Raw genomic sequence first — 17,433 nt, 5'->3', positions numbered from 1 at the left:
CCAGCGGATGACCTGGGAGCAGATCCTGAAGGTGGAGCGGCTGGAGCGTGCGCTGAAGAAGGCGCGCGCTACACTGCAGGTGCTGCCGAACCTGGCGAAGGTCCACTGACGGAGGCGAACGGCCGATGGCGAAGGTGACGGAGGCGCACCTGGAGGCGCGCCGGCGGAGCATCCTGGATGCTGCGTCGCGGGTGTTTTCGGAGAAGGGTGTTGCCGGCGCGACGATGGCGGAGATTGCGCGCGAGGCCGGGCTATCGGCCGGGGCGATTTACCGGTACTTCGCCAGCAAGGAGGACCTCGCCCGGGGCTGTCTCGACGCCTCGGCGGAGGCCGTGAATAAGGCGTGGCTTCACCCGGAGCTGGTGGAGATGGGCTTCACGGAGCTCAGCGAGGCGACGTTTGCCGCGCTGGAGCGCCCGGAGGCCGCAATGGACACGCGGCTCTGGCTCGAGCAGGTGCTGACGGCCGTGCGGGAGGGCGACGCCACGGCTCTGAAGGAGTTCCGGGAGGAGTACGGGCAGCTCATCGAGGGGATCGGGACGTTGCTGCGGCGGTCGTTCGGTGAGCGCCTGGAAGGCTATGACGTGCATGCGCTGGCGCAGGCGCTGCATTCGTTCTACTGGGGCGCGCGGCTGATGCACCTCCTGCTGGGCGAGGAGGCCGCGCCGATGGCGCAGCTGAAGGCGCTACAGGGGCTGATGGCGGGGGCGATGGGCGAGCCGGGCGCTCGCTGACGCGGGGTAGCGCGCGAGACGGTTTCAGCACAGCGCGTTCGAGCGTTGTTCAGGGGCGTTCGAGGAGGATGGCATCACCCTGGCCGGTGCCGGAGCAGATGGCGGCGGCGGCGTAGCGGGCGTTGGCTTCCTGGAGCTGGTAGGCGCTGGTGAGCACCAGGCGGGCGCCGCTGGCGCCGATGGGGTGACCCATGGCGACGGAGCCGCCCCAGCGGTTGACGCGGGCAGGGTCCCAGTGCAGTTCGCGGCCGCAGATGAGGGGGACGCAGGCGAAGGCCTCGTTGACTTCGATGATGTCGAGGTCGTCGATGGCGAGGCCGTGGCGGGCGGTGAGCCTCTCGAGGGCGCGGGCTGAGGCGACGGGGAACTCGGCGGGGAGCCCGGCGGATTCGGCCCAGCCGGCGATGCGGGCGATGGGCTCGAGGTTGTAGCGGCGGGCGGCCGCTTCGCTCCCGATGAGCAGGACGGCGGCGCCATCGTTGATGCCGGGGGCGTTGCCGGCGGTGATGGCGCGGGTGCCCCAGACGGTGGGGATGCGGGCGAGGCGCTCGACGGTGGAGTTGGGGCGGGGGCTTTCGTCGCGGGCGAGGGCGACGTGGTTGGGGTCGCGCTTGTTGGGCACGGGGGTGATTTCGCGGGCGAAGCAGCCGGCTTCCTGGGCGCGGCCCCAGCGCTGCTGGCTGAGGACGGACCACTCGTCCATCTCCTCGCGGGACACTTCGCGGCGGGCGGCCATGTCATCGGCCTGGTTGGCCATGTGGACGTTATCGAAGGCGCACCAGAGGCCGTCGTAGACCATGCCGTCGATGAGGGCCTTGTTACCCATGCGGGCGCCCCAGCGGGTGTGGGTGTCGTAGTAGGGGACGTTGGACATGGATTCCATGCCGCCGGCGATGACGAGGTCGGCTTCGCCGAGGCGGATGAGCGATGCGGCGAGGGTGACGGCTCGCATGCCGCTGCCGCACACCTTGTTCACGAGGGTGCTGGGGGTGGTGGCCGGGAGCCCGGCGGCGATCAGGGCCTGGCGGGACGGCAGCTGGCCGGCTCCAGCCTGGAGCACCTGCCCGAGGATGACGTTGTCGATGGCGCCGGGTTCGAGGCGGTTTCGTTCGATGAGGGCGCGGATGCAGATGGCAGCGAGGTCGCTGGCGGAGTGTTCTTTGAGGGCGCCGCCGAATTTCCCCCACGGGGTGCGGGTGGCATCGAAGATAAGGGCGGCGGACATGGCTGGTTCAGGGTAGCGCGGCGGCAGGCGGGCGTACAGGCGGAGGGGTCAGGCCTGGGCCTGGCTGCAGGCGGCGCAGAGGCCGTTGACGCTGAGGGAGACGGAGCGCGGCGTGAAGCTGCCGGCGCTGGTGGCGCGGCGGATGAGGGCCTCAAGGTCGGGGTCGCCGACGAGGACGTCGGCGATGGCGCCGCAGGCGTTGCAGACGAGGTTCACGTGCGGCGCTGCGACGGGTCCGAAGCGGGAGCCCTCGGGAGTTTCAAGCTTTTCGATGAGCCCGGCGTTGCCGAGGACGGCGAGGTTGTTGTAGACGGTAGCGCGGCTCAGGGTGGGGAACCGGGCGGAGAGTTCGCGGTAGAGGTCCTCGGCGGACGGGTGCCGGCCGTGGGCATCGAGGACGGCAGCGAGGAGCGCGAGCCGCTGGCTGGTGGCGGCAAGGCCGTGCTCGGCGAGCATGGCGAGGAGTTCGCTGGCGGGGCGCGCGGAGCTCATCGTGTATTCAGTTTGGGGGAGGTCGGGAGCGGCTTCAAGCCGTGGCGCGGGACGGTTCGATGTGCATTCCACAACTGGAATCGTTCTCGGGCGGGACACCGGGAGCCGCGTGGGAGCGGCAGGGCGCGTGGTTCACTGGTCAGGGGGCTGCGTATACTCTTGGTTGGCCAACCGGCTGCGGCGTGCAGCAAACGGCGGCACACGGGAGGTTCCCTCTGATGAAGAAGTTGCTCGGCATTTTTGCGCTGCTGGGCGCCGTGGTCGGCGCGGTGATGTTCTGGAAGCGCCGGCAGGAGGATGACGAGTTCCTCGACGAGGAGCTGGACTAACTGGCGGGCGAGAGGATTCGGCCGGTCATCACCGGCGGCGGGCTGGTAGCGGCGGCCGCCCGCGGGGGCGACCCGTGGGTGGCGGCGCGGCGCGGCGAGCCCGCCCGGGGGACGTTTTCGCCGGACGAGGGCGGCACGGCGTTCGCGGCGATCGGGCTGCCGGAGGAGTACCGGCCGCACGAGGGCATCCCGCGCAATGTGGTGCACTTTCTCGACCGCGGTTCGGTGCTGGCTCTGGATGCGGCGTTCCGCGCCCTCGAATCGGCGGGGCTGGGCCCGGGCGCGGGGGATGCGCGGCGCTTCGCGGTCGCGGATGGGCTCGCCTACCGGGCGCCGGGGCAACCGGCGCTGTTCGTGCCGTATGGGTACCTGATCGCGCGGACCTTCGGGGTGCGCGGCCCGGTCGTGGCGGTCGGGGGGTGCGAGGCGAGCGGGATGGCCGCGCTCGTGGCCGCGGCCCGGCTGGTGGCGCGCGGCGATGCGGACGTGGTCATTGCCGGGGCGGCGCAGGCGCTGCAGCGGCCGCTTCTGGAGCACCTTTCCGGGCAGTTGGGCGAGCGCGCACTCCCCTTCGACCGGCAGCATGCGGGGATGGTCCCGGCCGAGGGCGCAGCGTACGTCATCGTGGAATCGGAGGAGCACGCACGTTCACGCGGCGCGCGCATTCGGGCGCGAATCGCAGGGGCGGCGGAGATTTTCGACCCGACGACCGAGCCGACCGCGCTGCCGGGGGCCACCGAGGCCGGGCGGGCGATGCAGGCGATCCTGGGGGACGGGGGCTACCTCCAGAACCAGGTCGACCTGCACGTTTCGTGCGCGGATGGGCGCCCGGCGATGGACGTGGCCGATGGGTTCGGGGCGCTGCGCACCTTCGGGCGGCATGCCTACTATGCCGACGTGACGGCCGCGGCAGGCTCGCTCGGGCAGCTGCTGGCGGCAAGCGGGCCGGCGGCGGTGGTCCTGGCGCTGGAGGCGATGGAACGCAGCGAGGTGTGGCCGATAGGGGGGCTCTCGGAGCCGATCGAGGGGCTGGAGCTGGCGTTCGTTCGCGCTGCGAAATCGGCGAAGGTCGATTGCGCGATGGTGACCTCGCTGGGCACGGGGGGCATTGCGGCCGGGCTTCTGCTGACGCGGGAGTAAATTGTTCAGGGCGTTGCGCGGTTTCTTTCGCCTGCGTTCGATGGACGGTAGGATGGTGGTATGGCGCTGGAGATTGTCTACCTGGGGCGGACGTGCTTTCGGCTGCGGGGCCGCGATGGGACGGTGCTGACGGACCCGTGCCCGCCGGATTCGGGCTTTGCGCTGGGCAAGCAATCGGCGGACATTGTGACGCTTTCGCGGCGGGATGACCCGCGCTACAGCTACGTTGAGGCGGTAAACGGGGAGTTCAAGGTGCTGGACGCACCGGGCGAGTACGAAATCGGCGGGGTGCTGGTGACCGGGACGGCGACGCGACGGGGCGATGGGACGCGGAACGTGTCGTTCGTGGTGGAGGTCGACGGCATCCGGGTGGGGCACCTAGGGCTGCCAACGAGCGGGAACGTGGGGGAGTTCAAGGACGTGGACATCCTGCTGCTGCCGGTCGGGGGGGATGGTTCGCTCTCTGCGGTCACGGCGGCGGATGTGATGACGCGAATCGAGCCGCGTGTGGCGATTCCGATGCACTACCGGGCGGGGCCGGAGACGCTCGAGCTCGACACGCTCGAGAAATTCCTGAAGGAGACGGGCACGAAGGCGGAGCCGCTGCAGCGCTACCAGGTAACCCGGAGCGCACTGCCGGCCGACCTGACGGTGGTCCTGCTGGAGCCGAGACTGGCCGGCTGAACCCCCGGCTCAGACCGGCTGCTGGACGACGCGCAGGGGGAAGCTGGCGAGCAGTTCGTAGGTTGCGCCGCCGGGGCCGAGGCGGCTGCGCATGAGCGAGACGTGGGAGGTTCGCCAGCTGACCTGCGGCACTTCGACCTTGCCCACGGCGACCTCGATCTCGGCGCGCTGGCGGGTCGAGACATCGTCGCGGACGCGGCCGAGGGTGAGGTGGGGGCGGAAGGGCCGGCGCTCGGGTTCGAAGCCGACGACGCCGAGGGCGGCATTCACTGAACGGACGAGGGCTTCGAGGCGGAGGACATCGCCGGCGACGCCGACCCACATGAGGCGGAGACCTTCGCGGCCGCCGAAGGTTCCGATGGTGGAGAACTCGAGCTCGAAGGGGGAGTGACCGACGACGGCCTCCTGGATGGCGAGCTTGACGTGAGGGAGTTTGCGGGCGGGGACTTCGCCGAGGAACTTGAGGGTGATATGGACGCCTTCGGGCCGCACCCAGCGCACGGCGGTGCCGGAGCGGGCGCGGAGGTCTTCGATGACGCCGCGGATGGCGTCTTTCACGTCGTCGGGGATTTCGCAGGCAACGAAGAGCCTGACGCTTTCCTGTGATGGGTCAGTCATTCGGATGGCAATCCAAAGTAGAGAGTCGCAGCGTTCCCGCCGCACACACCGGGGGCGGTAGCTGGCGGGAGCCCGGCCAGGATGCGTTCGAGCTGGCGCCGCGGTGCGAGCAGTGGGAAATCGGAGCCGAAGAGCACGCGCCCGGGTCCGGCGAGGTCGACGAGGCGCGCGACGCTCCATTCATCATACAGCAGGAATGCCGCGGCGGTATCGAAATAGATATTTTCGATGGCGCGGCGCACCTCGGGCATTTGGAGGTAGAAGGAGAGGCCCCCGCCGAGGTGGGCGGCGACCATGCGGGCGGAGGGCGCGCGGGCGGCGAGTTCGGCGAGTTCGATGGGGCCGATGCCGCCGCGCTTGCCGGGGTAGGCGTGGCCGAGGGGTTCGCTGACGTGCCAGAGGAGGACGGCGCCTGATTCGGCGGCGAGGTGGGCGAGGCGGATGGCCTCGGGGCCCAGCGGGTCCCAGCCCTGGTTGCCCGGTCGAAGCTCGCCGAAGCCGCGGGCGCCCCGGGCGAGCCAGCGCCGGGCATCGCGCTCCCAGCCGGGGTCGGCGAGGTTGAGGCAGGGGAGGGCAGCGATAGCGCCGTTCGATTCGGCGGCGACGGCGAGGAGGTACTCGGCCTGCTCGGCGAGGTCGCGGGGGCTGGCGAAGGCGAAGCCGGCGGCAACGGCGCGGCCGATGCCGGCGCGGTCGAGAGCGGTGCGCAGGGCGGGGGCATCGGCGAGCTTTGCGCGGGGGTCGGCGTAGAGTTCGGCGAAGGTGGGGTCGCGTTCGCTGAGGGCTACGCGGGCAGCGATTTGGGCGGGTGCGAAGAGGTGGGTGTGGGCATCGACGCGGTTGTCCACGTGGGCATGGTAGCAGGGTGGCAGCGTCGGACAGGTGCGCGGGCCGAAGGCGGCGGCTGCCGGGACCGGAGGCGTCTCAGAGGCGAGAGCGAAGGATTCGCCTGTGGTGAATCAACGATTGACACGGCGGCAGGCGGACGGCAGGATACCGCCATCTTGCGCATGGCCTATACGACGCATCAACGACGTATATGGCTAAACAGACGCGTTGCAAGGGGGTTTGCATTGTCGGAGTACTGGGAACGGTTCTGGAGGGAGCGGCGGTCACGGCGGCGGTTCCTCGGTGGGACCGCGGCGATTGGGGTTGGCGCGGCCGGCCTGGCGCTGGTCGGCTGCGGCGATGACGATGACGATGAGGGCGCGAGCCCGACGCCTTCCGGTGCCACGGCGACGGCTGCGCCGCAGGCCACGCCGACGCCGAGCGACCCATACGCCTCGGCGAAGCGGGGCGGCATTCAGAATCTGCAGGCAACGGGCGACCCGCCGTCGATCGACCCGTACGGGAACGCCTCGTTCCTGACGAAGGGCGTGGCGGCGTACGTCTACAGCCGCCTGTTCAAGTACAACGCCGGACTGGGGGTGAAGACGGCCGACCTGCGGCCGGTGGGCGACGTGGCCCAGAGCGCGGAGGCGAGCCCTGACGGCCTGACCTGGACGATCAAGCTGCGCCCGGATGTGAAGTTCCACAACGTGGCGCCGGTGAACGGGCGGGCAGTCGGCACCGACGACATCAAGTACTCGTGGGGGCGGATGACCGCCGAGACCTCGGCGAACCGGTCGCAGGTGGCGTTCGTGGACCGGCTGGAATACCCGGACAGCTCGACCGTGGTGTTCAAGCTGAAGGAGCCGAACGCGGCGTTCCTGGACGTGCTGGCGGACGCCAACCTGTTCTGGATCATGCCGAAGGAGGCGGAGGGCGGCTTCGATTCGACCAAGACGATGATCGGGTCGGGGCCGTGGATCCTGGAGTCGTACACGCCGGCGGTGGGGTTCAAGTTCAAGAAGAACCCCGAGTGGCACGTGGAGGGCTTCCCGCTGACGGACGGGGTTTCGCTCCAGATCATCCCGGAATACGCGAACCGGCTGGCGCAGTTCCAGGCGGGGAACTCGGACTCGGCGGGGCTGAACGCGGAAGACCTGATCAACGTGAAGAACGCGCTGCCGAAGGTGCAGCTCTACGGCGAGGTCAGCCAGTTGCTGTCGTTCTTCTACATGGATTCGAAGCCGGATTCACCGTGGAACAAGGACCCGCGGGTGCGGCTGGCGATCTCCATGGCGACGGACCGGGCGGCGCTGCTCGACCTGGCCTACAACGTGAAGAAGCTGAAGGAAGCGGGGCTCGATGTCTCAGAGCGGTGGAACAACCTGATCCCCGCGGGGCTGGTGCGGTTCTGGCTGGACCCGCTCTCGACCGCGCAGGGCGAGACCTCGAAGTACTTCAAGTACGACCCGGCCGAGGCGAAGAAGCTGCTGGAGGCGGCGGGCTACCCGAACGGGTTCGAGACGGTCTACCAGTACACCGCGAACCGGTACGGCTCGGCGTTCAACACGGTGGCGGAGGCGAACATCCAGTACCTGAACGCGATCGGCATCAAGACGACGACGGACGTGCAGGACTACTCGTCGAAGTACATCACCCAGACGTTCACCGGGAACTTCACGGGGATCGCGTTCGGGTATGAGACGCCGTTCCCGGAGGCGGGCAGCTACCCGATCCGCTTCTTCACGGACAACCCGCTGAACCATTCGCGCATCAAGGACCCGGAGCTGGAGGACCTGGCGCGGAAGCAGCAGCGCGAGCTGGACTTCGAAAAGCGGAAGGAGCTGTTCTACGAAATCCAGCGCAAGAACGCTGCGAAGATGTGGTACATCCCGCAGAACCAGGGTGCGGGGACGGCCTGGACAGGGTACCGGGAGTGGGTGAAGAACGTGGAGATCCAGACGGTTCCCGGTTCGTACGGCGGCGCGACCGAGGTGCTGCCCTTCCGTTGGCTCGATAAGGCCTGACACCAGACCTTATTGAGAACCCCCCTGCTGGGGCCCCCGTTCCGCTATCGAGGGAGCGGAGCGGGGGCCTCGCGATATCAGAGACCAGTGTCACCGGAGGTGCACGATGGCACGGACGTACCGGCTGAGCGGCGGGAGGAAGCTGCTGAACGCGATGGTGCGGGCGGGGCTGAAACTGGGGCTGGGCGAGCGGAACACCCGCCTGCTCGTGGTGCGCGGGCGAGCCACGGGGAGGCCGCTGGCGACGCCGGTCACGCTGGTGATCGAGGGCGGGCGGCGCTGGCTGGTTTCGCCGTACGGGGAATCGGCGTGGGTGAAGAACCTGCGGGCAGCCGGAGAATGCGAGTTGCGCCGCGGGCGGCGCCGAGAGACGGTTCGGGTACGGGAGGTCGGCGCGGAGGAGGCCGGGCCGGTGCTCGAGCTGTATGCGAAGCGCGTGCCCATCACGCGGCCGTATTTCGACGCGCGGCCGGGCGACCCGCCGGAGCGGTGGGTGGCGGAGGCGGCGAAGCACCCGGTGTTCGCCATCCTGGAGGCGTAAGGGCCCCGGGCGCCGGGCCCGAAGCGCGCGGAGGGGCCGGCAGCGTGGGGGTGCTGCCGGCCCGCCCGGGTGGCTGTTGCCCGTCGCGGGGCGGTCAGGGCGCGTCGAAGTAGAGGTCGTTCTTGAGGAAGGTGTTCGGGTCGGCGCGGAGCCACTTGATGCCGGCGCCCTCGGGGACCTGGAAGTAGATCCAGCCCTGCTTCTTCCCGCCGGGGGTGAGGTCGCTGTAGATGGGGTCGAGGTCGGGCAGGTCGACGACGGGGCCGATGACGTCTTCCTCGTGCTCGTTGTCGTTGGTGTCGCGGAGCTTCCAGTCGAGGGAGGAGACCTCCTTCGTGCCGACGTTCTCGTGGATGACCTCAATGCCGATCCAGCGCATGCCCGCCTTCGGCTGCGAGAAGGGGTTGGTGGAGACCACCGGGTCCTGGATTTGGACGATGGTGACGCGGGATTTTCGCTCGGGGCTGCCGTCGGGGGCGATCTCGCCGGAAACGCCGGGTGCGAGGGTGACGTGGACGTCGCCGCGGTTGGTGCCCGCGCCGGGCGTACCGCCGGATGACGCCGCGGTGTCGCTGTCGTCATCGCCGGAGCCGCCGCCGGCGGCCGCAGCGATGATCGCGATGACAATGACGATGCCGATGAGCGCACCGCAGCCGATGCCGACCTTCTTGAAGAAGCCGCCGCCGGATTTTGCCGGCGGGGGAGCGACCTGGCCGGAGAGGATGGCCTGGCGGCGGGCGGCGTACTCCTCATCGGTGACGAGGCCGCGGGCGCGGAGCGATTCGAGTTCTTGGAGCAGCTGCTCGGTGGGGGATTTTGCCATGCACGACTCCTGGGGGTGGGCTGGAGGTATCGTGCATGGCGAGGGCGACAGGTCATGACCGAATGGCGCGCCACTTTCGCGACGATTCACGTTCCAAGGCCGGGCCCTGGCGGCAATGCGTCAGGGAACATCGACGGTGATGGGGCTGGCGGCGATGATCCAGTAGCGCGCGCCGGGCTGGAGTTGCGCGAGGGTGTTGAGGCGGGGATGGAGCGCGGGGCTCCAGCGGAGCCAGCGGCCAGAGGCGGAATCGTAGGCGTACACACCCCGGATGGACGGGGCGGCCGGGCCGAAGACAGCCGCGACAGGCACCGCAGCGCCCCGCCAGGTGAAGGTCGAGATGCCGGCGGGCAGGGCGAAGGATTCGGCGGCAGGCGCGGCAGGGGTGTCGGGCCGCGGGATCGGCGTGGGGGTCGGGGGCGCAGGCGTCGGGGTCGGCGATGGGGATGGCGCGGGCGGCTGCGCCGCGGGAGCGGGACCGTACCCGAAGGTGAGCACCCAGTACAGGCCGTAGCGGCTGCGCTCGGCGGTGTAGCGGGCGACGCCAACGGTCGTGAAGTCGGGGTCGCGCATGATGGCATCGTGGGCGGGCGAGCCCTTCCAGGCGTTGAGCACCGCGGGCGCGGACGCGAGCGGGCCGCCGGCAGCGAGGTTTTCGCCGCCGGGGCGGGAGGCGCCGCAATCGGCGAGGCGGGTCCAGGGGGAGCGGCCGAGGGAGTCGGTGTGGTCGAGGGCCTGGCGGTCGGCGAGGTCGATGGCCATCCAGGCGGCGCCGCGGGTGAGCGCGGGGTCCAGGGCGACGGAGCGGAGGCCGAGCGAGGCTCGATAGTCATTCAGCAGGCGGAGGAAGGCCTGCTCTTCGGTGTCGAGGGCAGCGACCGGGTCGGGGACGTCACAGGGACCGGCAGCGAGGGCGGGCGGGGCAGCCTGCGGGGCCAGGGCGAGGCCAAGGAGGAGGGCAACAGCGCCAGCCCGGGCGAGCAGCAGGGGGCGAAGCGGAACGGCGTGCATGGTCGAACCTCCGCGATGGGGTTTCGCGTGGTACATCGGCGAGGAGCAGCAAGGGCGTGTCAGGTCGTTCGGCGGGGCCGGCAGCTGCGCACGGGCTGCCGGGCGATGCGGCCGTCACGGGCCGGGGTGCTACCTCCGGGGCGCCACCGGATTCACCGTAGCCGGTGCATGGGCGGCGTTCGACCGGGATTTCCCCGATTCTTCGTAAGCGGACGGCAAATTCGGCGGTGGGGAAGACCGCAAACCGGGGCCCGCGATGCCCTCTATACTGCGGAGGCGTCGAGGGGCAATCCCCCGGACCGTGAAAGGAGCGCGGGATGGCTGGACTGATCGTGCTGGGCGTCGTCGCGGTGGTCGTGGCGGCTTTGCTGCTGGGAACGCTGTTCACGGTGGAGCAGCAGACGGCGGCGATCGTGGAGCGCTTCGGGAAGTTCCGGCGGGTGGCTTCGCCGGGCCTGAACGTGAAGGTGCCGATCATCGAGCGGGTGGCCGGGCGGGTGAACCTGCGGGTGCAGCAGCTCGATGTCAGCGTGGAGACGAAGACGCTGGATAACGTCTTCGTGCACACGGTGGTGGCGGTGCAGTACCGGGTGATCCCGGAGCGGGTCTACGACGCGTTCTACAAGCTGGACCGGCCGACGGTGCAGATCACGGCGTACGTGTTCGACACGGTCCGGGCGCGGGTGCCGAAGATGGAGCTGGATGACGTGTTCGAGCGGAAGGACGAGATTGCGGTGGCGGTGAAGAACGAACTTTCAGGGGAGATGAACGAGTTCGGCTTCCAGATTGTGCAGGCGCTGGTGACGGACATCGACCCGGACAAGAAGGTGAAGGAGGCGATGAACGAAATCAACGCGGCGAAGCGTCTGCGCGAGGCAGCGCAGGAGCGCGGCGAGGCGGACAAGATCCTGAAGGTGAAGGCGGCCGAGGCCGAGGCCGAGAGCAAGGCGCTGCAGGGGCAGGGCATCGCCAATCAGCGGCGGGCGATCATTGACGGGCTGCGGGATTCGGTGGACCAGTTCCAGCAAAGCATCGCGGGGGTGACGCCGGAGGCGATCATGCAGCTGGTGCTGATGACGCAGCACTACGACACGGTGAAGGAGATCGGCATCGCCTCGCGGGCGAACACGATCTTCGTGCCGTATTCACCGGCGGGGATGACGGACTTCTACTCGCAGATTCGCGATGCGCTGATCTCGGCGAACGCCGCGACGGCGGTGAGCGACGTGGACCGGACGGACGGCCCGGGCGCCTAGCCGCGGGGCTTAGCCGGGCAGCCGGACGTCTTCGCTGCGCCAGAGGTAGAGGCAGGCGACGGAGGCGTGCGGGTGCCAGGGCTGGCCGGTGGACCGCACGGTGGCGGGGTCGGGCATGGCAGGGAGGCCGTAGCGCTTCATGATGGCGCGGTTGATGCCGAGGTCGTTGACGGGGAGGACGTCGGGCCGGCGGAGCTGGAAGATGAGGAACATCTCGGCGGTCCAGCGGCCAATGCCCCGGACGCGCTGGAGGTGGGCGATGATCTCCTCGTCGGGCCAGTGCTCGAACGATTGCTCGGCGAGTTCGCCGGTGGCGAAGTGTTCGGCGAGGCTGAGGAGCGAGGCGATTTTCTGGCGGGAGAGGCCGGCGCTGCGGAGCATCTCCGGCGGAGTCGCGAGGACCTGTTCGGGGGCGGGGAAGCCCGTTCCATCGGGGACGTAGAGGGCGCGGAAGCGTTGGAAGATTGTCCCGGCGGCGCGCCCCGAAAGCTGCTGGTAGACGATGGAGCGGCAGAGGGCTTCGAATGACGAGTCCCGGACGGGTCGCAGTTCGAGGGGGCCGAGGGCATCGACGACGGGCGCCAGGATGGGGTCGGCGGCGCGGAGGTGGGCGGCGGCTCGGGCGGGGTCGATGGTCACCGCGTCGAGGATAGCGGGTCGCGGCATGGGATGGGCGTGGGATGATCGGGAGCCCGGGGGCATGGAGAATGCGGGGTATGGAGCAGTTTTCGCTGGATGGCAAGACGGCGGCGGTAACGGGCGGGTCGCGGGGGATCGGGCTGGCGATTGCGCGGGCGTTCATCGAGGCCGGCGCGCGGGTGGTGATCGCGGCCCGGAACGAGGCGGCGGTGGCTGAGGCGGCCGCGAGCCTTGGGGCGCGCTGCATCGGGCTGGGCTGCGATGTGGGCGACCCCGCTTCGGTGGACGAGCTGGCGGAGCGCGCCTGGGCGCTCGGGCCGGTGGATATCGTGGTGAACAACGCGGGGGTGAGCCCCTACTACAAGCGGGCCGAGCTGGTGAGCGTGGAGGAGTTCGACGAGGTGGTGCGGGTCAATCTGCGGGGTGCGTACCTGGTGAGCGTGGCGATGGCCCGGCGGATGTTCGCGGCCGGCCGGGGCGGGAGCATCATCAACATCAGTTCGGTGGCGGGGATTGTCCCGCTGGAGCGGCAGGGCGTGTACGCGGCGACGAAGGCCGGGCTGCACCAGCTGACGAAGGTGATGGCGCTGGAGTGGGCGGACCGGGGCGTGCGGGTGAACGCCATTGCCCCGGGCTGGGTGGAGACCGATCTGGTGGATGAGCTGTTCGCGAGCCGGCACGGGGAGCGGTTGCTGGCGGATATTCCCATGGGGCGGCTGGCCCAGCCCGGGGACATAGCCGGGGCGGCGGTCTGGCTGGCGAGCGACGCCGCTTCGTATGTGACCGGGAGCGTGGTGGTCATCGATGGCGGGCGGCAGCTGCGATGAGCGACGCCCTGGAGCGTGAGCTGCTGGGCCTGGCGGAGGCGATCGCGCGGGAGGCCGGGGGCCTGCTGCAGCGGTACGCGGCGGAGGGCTTCGCGGTTGGGACGAAATCGTCGCGGACGGATATGGTGACCGAGGCGGACCGCGCGGCCGAGGCGCTGATCGTCGAGCGGATCGGCTCGGCGCGCCCGGACGATGCGGTGATGGGCGAGGAGGGCGCCCGGCGGGAGGGGCACACGGGGGTGCGCTGGGTGGTGGACCCGCTCGATGGGACGACGAATTTCATCTACGGGGTGCCTGCGTACGGGGTCTCCATTGGCGTTGAGCGGGATGGGCAGGTGGTTGCCGGGGTGGTGTTCGACGCGGCGCACGGGGAGGCGTTCACCGCGCTGCTGGGGAGCGGGGCGTGGAGGGACGGTCGCCCCATCCGGGCGAGCGGGAAGGCTGAGCTGGCGACGGCGCTCATCGGCACGGGGTTCGGCTACGACGCGGCGCAGCGGGCGTTGCAGGGGGCGATGCTGACGCGCCTCATCGGACGGGTGCGGGACATCCGCCGAATGGGATCGGCGGCGCTGGACCTGGCGCACGTGGCCTGCGGGATGCTGGATGGCTACTACGAATACCGCCTGAACCCGTGGGACATCGCCGCGGGCGGCCTCATCGCGCGGGAAGCGGGCGCGCGTACGGCGGGGTTCGGCGGGTACGCGTTCGAGGATGGCTTCGTGGTGGCAGCGGCGCCGGCCGTGTTCGACGCGCTGCGGGAGGCCGTCGAGGAGGCCTACGCGGCGACCCGCGCGGGCTGAGGTTCGCCCCGGACACGGTAAACGGGCGGGGTCCCGGTTATCGGGAGCCCCGCCCGCGGGTGAGGCTTGGGCCGCAGGCTTAGACCTCGCGGAATTCGCCTTCGACGGTGCCTTCTTCGGCCGGGCCGCTGGCGGAGCTGCCCGCCGCCCCGGCACCGGCCGCGCCGGCCGCGCCGTAGACGGCTTCGCCGATCTTCTGGAGGGAAGCGGAGAGGGCGTCGGCGGCGGAGCGCATGCGGGCGGTGTCGTTGGACTCCATCGCCTCGCGGACGTCCTTGATGCGGTCTTCGACCTGGGACTTGAGGTCGGCCGGGATCTTGTCGGCGTTGTCGCGGAGGGTCTTTTCGGCCTGGTAGGCGAGGGAGTCGGCCATGTTCTTGACTTCGATGGCCTCGCGCTTGCGGCGGTCCTCCTCGGCGTAGAGTTCGGCCTCGCGCTGCATGCGCTCGATCTCCTCCTTGGTGAGGCCGGAGGAGGGCTGGATGGTGATCTTCTGCTCGCGCCCGGTGCCCTTATCGCGGGCGGAGACGGAGACGATGCCGTTGGCGTCGATATCGAAGGTCACCTCGATCTGGGGGACGCCGCGGGGCGCGGGGAGGATGCCATCGAGGATGAAGCGGCCGAGCGACTTGTTGTCGGCGGCCATGGGGCGTTCGCCCTGGAGGACGTGGATTTCGACGCTGGGCTGGTTATCGGCGGCGGTGGAGAAGACCTGCGACTTGGAGGTCGGGATGGTGGTGTTGCGCGGGATGATGGGGGTCATCACGCCGCCGAGGGTCTCGATGCCGAGGGTGAGCGGGGTGACATCGAGCAGGAGGACGTCCTTGACCTCGCCCTTGAGCACGCCGGCCTGGACGGCGGCACCGATGGCGACGACCTCATCGGGGTTGACGCCCTTGTGGGGCTCTTTGCCGAAGAAGTCGGCGACGAGCTTCTGGACCGCCGGCATGCGGGTCTGGCCGCCAACGAGCACGACTTCGTCGATATCGGACGGCTTCTTGCCGGCATCGGCGAGGGCCTTGCGGACGGGCTCGAGGGTGCTCTGGAGCAGGTCGTGCACGAGCTGCTCGAGCCTGGCCCGGGTGAGGGTGATGTTCAGGTGCTTGGGGCCGCTGGCGTCGGCGGTGATGAAGGGCAGGTTGATCTCGGTCTGCTGGGCGGAGGAGAGCTCGATCTTGGCCTTTTCGGCTTCGGCCTTGAGGCGCTGCAGGGCCTGGCGGTCCTGGCGGAGGTCGATGCCTTCCTGCTTTTTGAATTCATCAATCAGCCAGTCGATGATGCGCTGGTCGAAGTCGTCACCGCCGAGGTGGGTGTCGCCGTTGGTGGAGAGGACCTGAAAGGTGCCGTCGCCGATTTCAAGGATGGAGATATCGAAGGTGCCGCCGCCGAGGTCGTAGACGGCGATGAGCTCGTCCTTTTTCTTATCGAGGCCGTAGGCGAGGGAGGCGGCGGTGGGTTCGTTGATGATGCGCAGGACTTCGAGCCCGGCGATCTTGCCGGCGTCCTTGGTGGCCTGGCGCTGGGCGTCGTTGAAATAGGCGGGGACGGTGATGACGGCCTCGGTGATGGGTTCGCCGAGGTAGGCTTCGGCGTCGGCCTTGAGCTTCTGGAGGATCATGGCGCTGATCTCGGGCGGGCTGTAGGTGCGCTCGCCGAGCCTGACCGCGCAGTCGCCGTTGGGGGCCGGGAGGACTTTGTAGGGGACGAGCTTGAGGTCGCGCTGGACCTCCGGGTCGTCGTATTTGCGGCCCATGAAGCGCTTGATGCTGAAGATGGTGTTTTCGGGGTTGGTGATGGCCTGGCGCTTGGCGACCTGCCCGACGAGCCGTTCGCCGGTCTTGGTGATGGCGACGACGGAGGGCGTGGTGCGTGCGCCTTCGGCGTTGGGGATGACGACGGGTTCGCCGCCTTCCATGACGGCCATGCAGCTGTTGGTGGTGCCGAGGTCGATCCCGAGGACTTTACCCATTGGTGTGCTCCTGGTTGGTGTGATTGGTCTGAGGTTCGGTGCTGGTGCCATCGCCGACGATGACCATGGCGGGGCGGAGGACTTTGCCGCCGAGGTTGTAGCCTTTCTGGACCACGTGGAGGACCTGTCCTTCAGGGCCGGCCTGGCGGGCAACGGCTTCGTGCTGTGCGGGGTCGAAGGGGAGGCCTTCGGCGGGGATTTCGCTCAGGCCCATGGCTTCGAGGAGCCGCCAGAACTTCTGATGGATCTGGATGATGCCCTGGACCCAGTTGAGCCCGGCCAGGTGCGAATCGACGGAGGCGATGGCGCGTTCGAGGTCGTCGAACACGGGGAGGAGGTTGATGACGAGCGCGGCGTTGGCGAGCCTCTGGGCTTCGCTGCGCTCCTGCTCGACGCGCCGCTTGTAGTTGGCGAAATCGGCGGCGGAGCGCTGCCAGTTGCGGAGGTAGGTCTCGGCCTTTTCGCGCTCGGCCTGGAGCTCGGCGAGGGGGTCGGCGGGCGGGTCGTTGCCCGCCGGGGCTGCCGATTCGGACTGCGGGGCGCCGTCCCCGGCGGCTGCGCGGGGGTCGACGGTGCGTTCGTCGCTCTGGTGCTGGGTCATGGTCGCTCCTTGTGGTGGAGGGATGCGGGGGCGGTCACTGGCCGCCTCCGTAGGTTTCGCGGATGAGTTCGGTGAGGACGTCGGAGATGTAGCGGACGTGGGCGACGGCGTCGCTGTAGTGCATGCGCGTGGGCCCAAGGAGGCCGACGATGCCGGCGGCGCCGCCGGGGGGCCCGTAGCGGGCGAGGACGAAGCTCATTTCCTGGTAGGGGCCCTGCCGGTTTTCATCGCCGATGACGATGGCGACGGCGGCCTGTTCGACGGCGCGGGCGGGGATGGCCTCGCGCAGGCGGCGCTCGTCGACGGCTTCGAGGGCATCGAGCATGCGGTCCGCGGTATCGAATTCGGGCTGGCGGAGGAGTTCGCGGACGCCTTCGACGATGGGTTCTTCGACGCGGGCGGCCTGTTCCTGGAGGAGGAGTTCGGTGAGCGCGGCGAGGACGGCGGCTTCGATGGCGCTGAGGGGTTCTGTGGGGGTTGTCCTGGGAAGTTCGTTGACGGTCTTGCCGCCGAGCTCGGCGTTGAGGCGGAGGGCGAGGCGGGAGAGCTGCTCCTGGCTGGCGCTGATGGGGAATTCGAGGATGCGCTGGTGGACGGCGGCATCGGAGGTGACGACGACGAGCAGGGCGCGGGTTTCGGTGAGTTCGACGAGCTGGAGCTGCTTGAGGCGGACCTCGGCGACGCGGGGCTGGGTGACGAGGGCGATGTTGTGGAGGTTGTTGGCGAGGATGGAGGCGGAGAGGGAGACCCAGGCTTCGAGGTCGCGTGCGGCCTGGTGGAACTGGTGGAGGATGGTGAACTGCTCCTGCGGGGAGAGGGAGCGGTCGGGCATGAGGGAGGAGACGTAGTAGCGGTAGCCGCGGTGGGAGGGGATGCGGCCGGCGGAGGT

At 69.6% G+C, this 17,433-nt stretch carries 18 protein-coding genes; 8 read left to right on the top strand and 10 right to left on the bottom strand.

The genetic code is table 11. From position 1 onward, the window contains the following. Positions 1-125: 125 nt before the first annotated feature. A complete protein-coding gene (locus VAE46_RS06170; RefSeq protein ID WP_322796046.1) occupies positions 126-734 on the top strand; it encodes a helix-turn-helix domain-containing protein in 609 nt (202 codons plus the stop codon). A 49-nt stretch (positions 735-783) separates the two neighbouring features. Here VAE46_RS06170 and VAE46_RS06165 read toward each other — a convergent pair whose 3' ends face one another. Both VAE46_RS06165 and VAE46_RS06160 read right to left on the bottom strand, forming a co-directional pair. After that, entirely contained in the window at positions 784-1,959 is a 1,176-nt protein-coding gene (locus tag VAE46_RS06165) for a thiolase family protein (protein WP_322796045.1), read from the bottom strand. Between the two features lie 48 nt (positions 1,960-2,007). Then, the gene (locus VAE46_RS06160; RefSeq protein WP_322796044.1) at positions 2,008-2,451 is read right to left on the bottom strand and encodes a Fur family transcriptional regulator; all 444 of its coding nucleotides are present in this window, start codon (positions 2,449-2,451) and stop codon (positions 2,008-2,010) included. Between the two features lie 407 nt (positions 2,452-2,858). On the opposite strand from VAE46_RS06160, the gene VAE46_RS06155 reads away from it, so the two are divergent. Together VAE46_RS06155 and VAE46_RS06150 are read left to right on the top strand one after the other, a co-directional pair. Next, positions 2,859-3,920 carry a beta-ketoacyl synthase N-terminal-like domain-containing protein gene (locus tag VAE46_RS06155; RefSeq protein WP_322796043.1) on the top strand — a complete coding sequence of 354 codons (1,062 nt, stop codon included), beginning with the start codon at positions 2,859-2,861 and terminating at the stop codon, positions 3,918-3,920. Positions 3,921-3,980: 60 nt separating this feature from the next. Next, positions 3,981-4,604, top strand: a complete 624-nt coding sequence (locus tag VAE46_RS06150; RefSeq protein ID WP_322796042.1) for an MBL fold metallo-hydrolase — start codon at positions 3,981-3,983, stop codon at positions 4,602-4,604. Positions 4,605-4,613: 9 nt separating this feature from the next. Here VAE46_RS06150 and thpR read toward each other — a convergent pair whose 3' ends face one another. After that, positions 4,614-5,222 (bottom strand): RNA 2',3'-cyclic phosphodiesterase, encoded by a 609-nt coding sequence (thpR, locus tag VAE46_RS06145; protein WP_322796041.1) that lies wholly within the window; start codon positions 5,220-5,222, stop codon positions 4,614-4,616. Then, entirely contained in the window at positions 5,219-6,070 is an 852-nt protein-coding gene (locus tag VAE46_RS06140; RefSeq protein WP_322796040.1) for an amidohydrolase family protein, read from the bottom strand. The genes thpR and VAE46_RS06140 overlap by 4 nt, the downstream gene beginning before the upstream one ends. Before the next feature lie 225 nt (positions 6,071-6,295). Between VAE46_RS06140 and VAE46_RS06135 the strand changes: the two genes are divergently transcribed. Further along, positions 6,296-8,077: an ABC transporter substrate-binding protein gene (locus VAE46_RS06135; RefSeq protein ID WP_322796039.1), complete on the top strand. Its 1,782-nt coding sequence runs from the start codon at positions 6,296-6,298 to the stop codon at positions 8,075-8,077. A gap of 106 nt (positions 8,078-8,183) precedes the next feature. Further along, entirely contained in the window at positions 8,184-8,618 is a 435-nt protein-coding gene (locus VAE46_RS06130; protein WP_322796038.1) for a nitroreductase family deazaflavin-dependent oxidoreductase, read from the top strand. 94 nt (positions 8,619-8,712) lie between these two features. On the opposite strand, the gene VAE46_RS06125 is transcribed toward VAE46_RS06130, so the two are convergent. Further along, a complete protein-coding gene (locus VAE46_RS06125) occupies positions 8,713-9,441 on the bottom strand; it encodes a DUF4352 domain-containing protein (protein ID WP_322796037.1) in 729 nt (242 codons plus the stop codon). Positions 9,442-9,561: 120 nt separating this feature from the next. Further along, the gene (locus VAE46_RS06120) at positions 9,562-10,452 is read right to left on the bottom strand and encodes a CAP domain-containing protein (RefSeq protein ID WP_322796036.1); all 891 of its coding nucleotides are present in this window, start codon (positions 10,450-10,452) and stop codon (positions 9,562-9,564) included. Between the two features lie 317 nt (positions 10,453-10,769). On the opposite strand from VAE46_RS06120, the gene VAE46_RS06115 reads away from it, so the two are divergent. Beyond that, positions 10,770-11,708 carry an SPFH domain-containing protein gene (locus tag VAE46_RS06115; protein WP_322796035.1) on the top strand — a complete coding sequence of 313 codons (939 nt, stop codon included), beginning with the start codon at positions 10,770-10,772 and terminating at the stop codon, positions 11,706-11,708. 9 nt (positions 11,709-11,717) lie between these two features. On the opposite strand, the gene VAE46_RS06110 is transcribed toward VAE46_RS06115, so the two are convergent. Then, the gene (locus tag VAE46_RS06110; RefSeq protein ID WP_322796034.1) at positions 11,718-12,374 is read right to left on the bottom strand and encodes a DNA-3-methyladenine glycosylase; all 657 of its coding nucleotides are present in this window, start codon (positions 12,372-12,374) and stop codon (positions 11,718-11,720) included. 50 nt (positions 12,375-12,424) lie between these two features. On the opposite strand from VAE46_RS06110, the gene VAE46_RS06105 reads away from it, so the two are divergent. Both VAE46_RS06105 and VAE46_RS06100 read left to right on the top strand, forming a co-directional pair. Beyond that, positions 12,425-13,174 (top strand): glucose 1-dehydrogenase, encoded by a 750-nt coding sequence (locus VAE46_RS06105; RefSeq protein WP_322796033.1) that lies wholly within the window; start codon positions 12,425-12,427, stop codon positions 13,172-13,174. After that, a complete protein-coding gene (locus tag VAE46_RS06100) occupies positions 13,171-13,974 on the top strand; it encodes an inositol monophosphatase family protein (RefSeq protein WP_322796032.1) in 804 nt (267 codons plus the stop codon). The genes VAE46_RS06105 and VAE46_RS06100 overlap by 4 nt, the downstream gene beginning before the upstream one ends. Before the next feature lie 79 nt (positions 13,975-14,053). Here VAE46_RS06100 and dnaK read toward each other — a convergent pair whose 3' ends face one another. From dnaK to VAE46_RS06085, 3 genes are all read right to left on the bottom strand, one after another. After that, a complete protein-coding gene (gene dnaK, locus VAE46_RS06095) occupies positions 14,054-15,943 on the bottom strand; it encodes a molecular chaperone DnaK (RefSeq protein WP_322796031.1) in 1,890 nt (629 codons plus the stop codon). Next, a complete protein-coding gene (locus VAE46_RS06090; RefSeq protein WP_322796030.1) occupies positions 15,936-16,544 on the bottom strand; it encodes a nucleotide exchange factor GrpE in 609 nt (202 codons plus the stop codon). Before VAE46_RS06090 ends, dnaK begins: the two co-directional genes overlap by 8 nt. Before the next feature lie 34 nt (positions 16,545-16,578). Then, the coding region (locus VAE46_RS06085) for a hypothetical protein (protein WP_322796029.1) at positions 16,579-17,433 on the bottom strand (855 nt) is incomplete at its 5' end.

The sequence above is a fragment of the Tepidiforma sp. genome, assembly GCF_034433535.1.
In the GTDB taxonomy this organism is placed as follows: Bacteria; Chloroflexota; Dehalococcoidia; order Tepidiformales; family Tepidiformaceae; genus Tepidiforma.
Note: the sequence above shows the minus strand (reverse complement) of the source record. Positions and strands in the feature narration are given on the sequence as shown.

What these genes read in the sequence shown, in the direction of transcription:
- VAE46_RS06170 (WP_322796046.1), top strand. Translation starts at nt 126, where the DNA reads ATGGCGAAGGTGACGGAGGCGCACCTGGAGGCGCGCCGGCGGAGCATC.
- VAE46_RS06120 (WP_322796036.1), bottom strand. Translation starts at nt 10,452, where the DNA reads ATGCACGCCGTTCCGCTTCGCCCCCTGCTGCTCGCCCGGGCTGGCGCT.
- VAE46_RS06105 (WP_322796033.1), top strand. Translation starts at nt 12,425, where the DNA reads ATGGAGCAGTTTTCGCTGGATGGCAAGACGGCGGCGGTAACGGGCGGG.
- VAE46_RS06090 (WP_322796030.1), bottom strand. Translation starts at nt 16,544, where the DNA reads ATGACCCAGCACCAGAGCGACGAACGCACCGTCGACCCCCGCGCAGCC.
- VAE46_RS06165 (WP_322796045.1), bottom strand. Translation starts at nt 1,959, where the DNA reads ATGTCCGCCGCCCTTATCTTCGATGCCACCCGCACCCCGTGGGGGAAA.
- VAE46_RS06100 (WP_322796032.1), top strand. Translation starts at nt 13,171, where the DNA reads ATGAGCGACGCCCTGGAGCGTGAGCTGCTGGGCCTGGCGGAGGCGATC.
- VAE46_RS06110 (WP_322796034.1), bottom strand. Translation starts at nt 12,374, where the DNA reads ATGCCGCGACCCGCTATCCTCGACGCGGTGACCATCGACCCCGCCCGA.
- VAE46_RS06160 (WP_322796044.1), bottom strand. Translation starts at nt 2,451, where the DNA reads ATGAGCTCCGCGCGCCCCGCCAGCGAACTCCTCGCCATGCTCGCCGAG.
- VAE46_RS06150 (WP_322796042.1), top strand. Translation starts at nt 3,981, where the DNA reads ATGGCGCTGGAGATTGTCTACCTGGGGCGGACGTGCTTTCGGCTGCGG.
- dnaK (WP_322796031.1), bottom strand. Translation starts at nt 15,943, where the DNA reads ATGGGTAAAGTCCTCGGGATCGACCTCGGCACCACCAACAGCTGCATG.
- VAE46_RS06125 (WP_322796037.1), bottom strand. Translation starts at nt 9,441, where the DNA reads ATGGCAAAATCCCCCACCGAGCAGCTGCTCCAAGAACTCGAATCGCTC.
- VAE46_RS06130 (WP_322796038.1), top strand. Translation starts at nt 8,184, where the DNA reads ATGGCACGGACGTACCGGCTGAGCGGCGGGAGGAAGCTGCTGAACGCG.
- VAE46_RS06115 (WP_322796035.1), top strand. Translation starts at nt 10,770, where the DNA reads ATGGCTGGACTGATCGTGCTGGGCGTCGTCGCGGTGGTCGTGGCGGCT.
- thpR (WP_322796041.1), bottom strand. Translation starts at nt 5,222, where the DNA reads ATGACTGACCCATCACAGGAAAGCGTCAGGCTCTTCGTTGCCTGCGAA.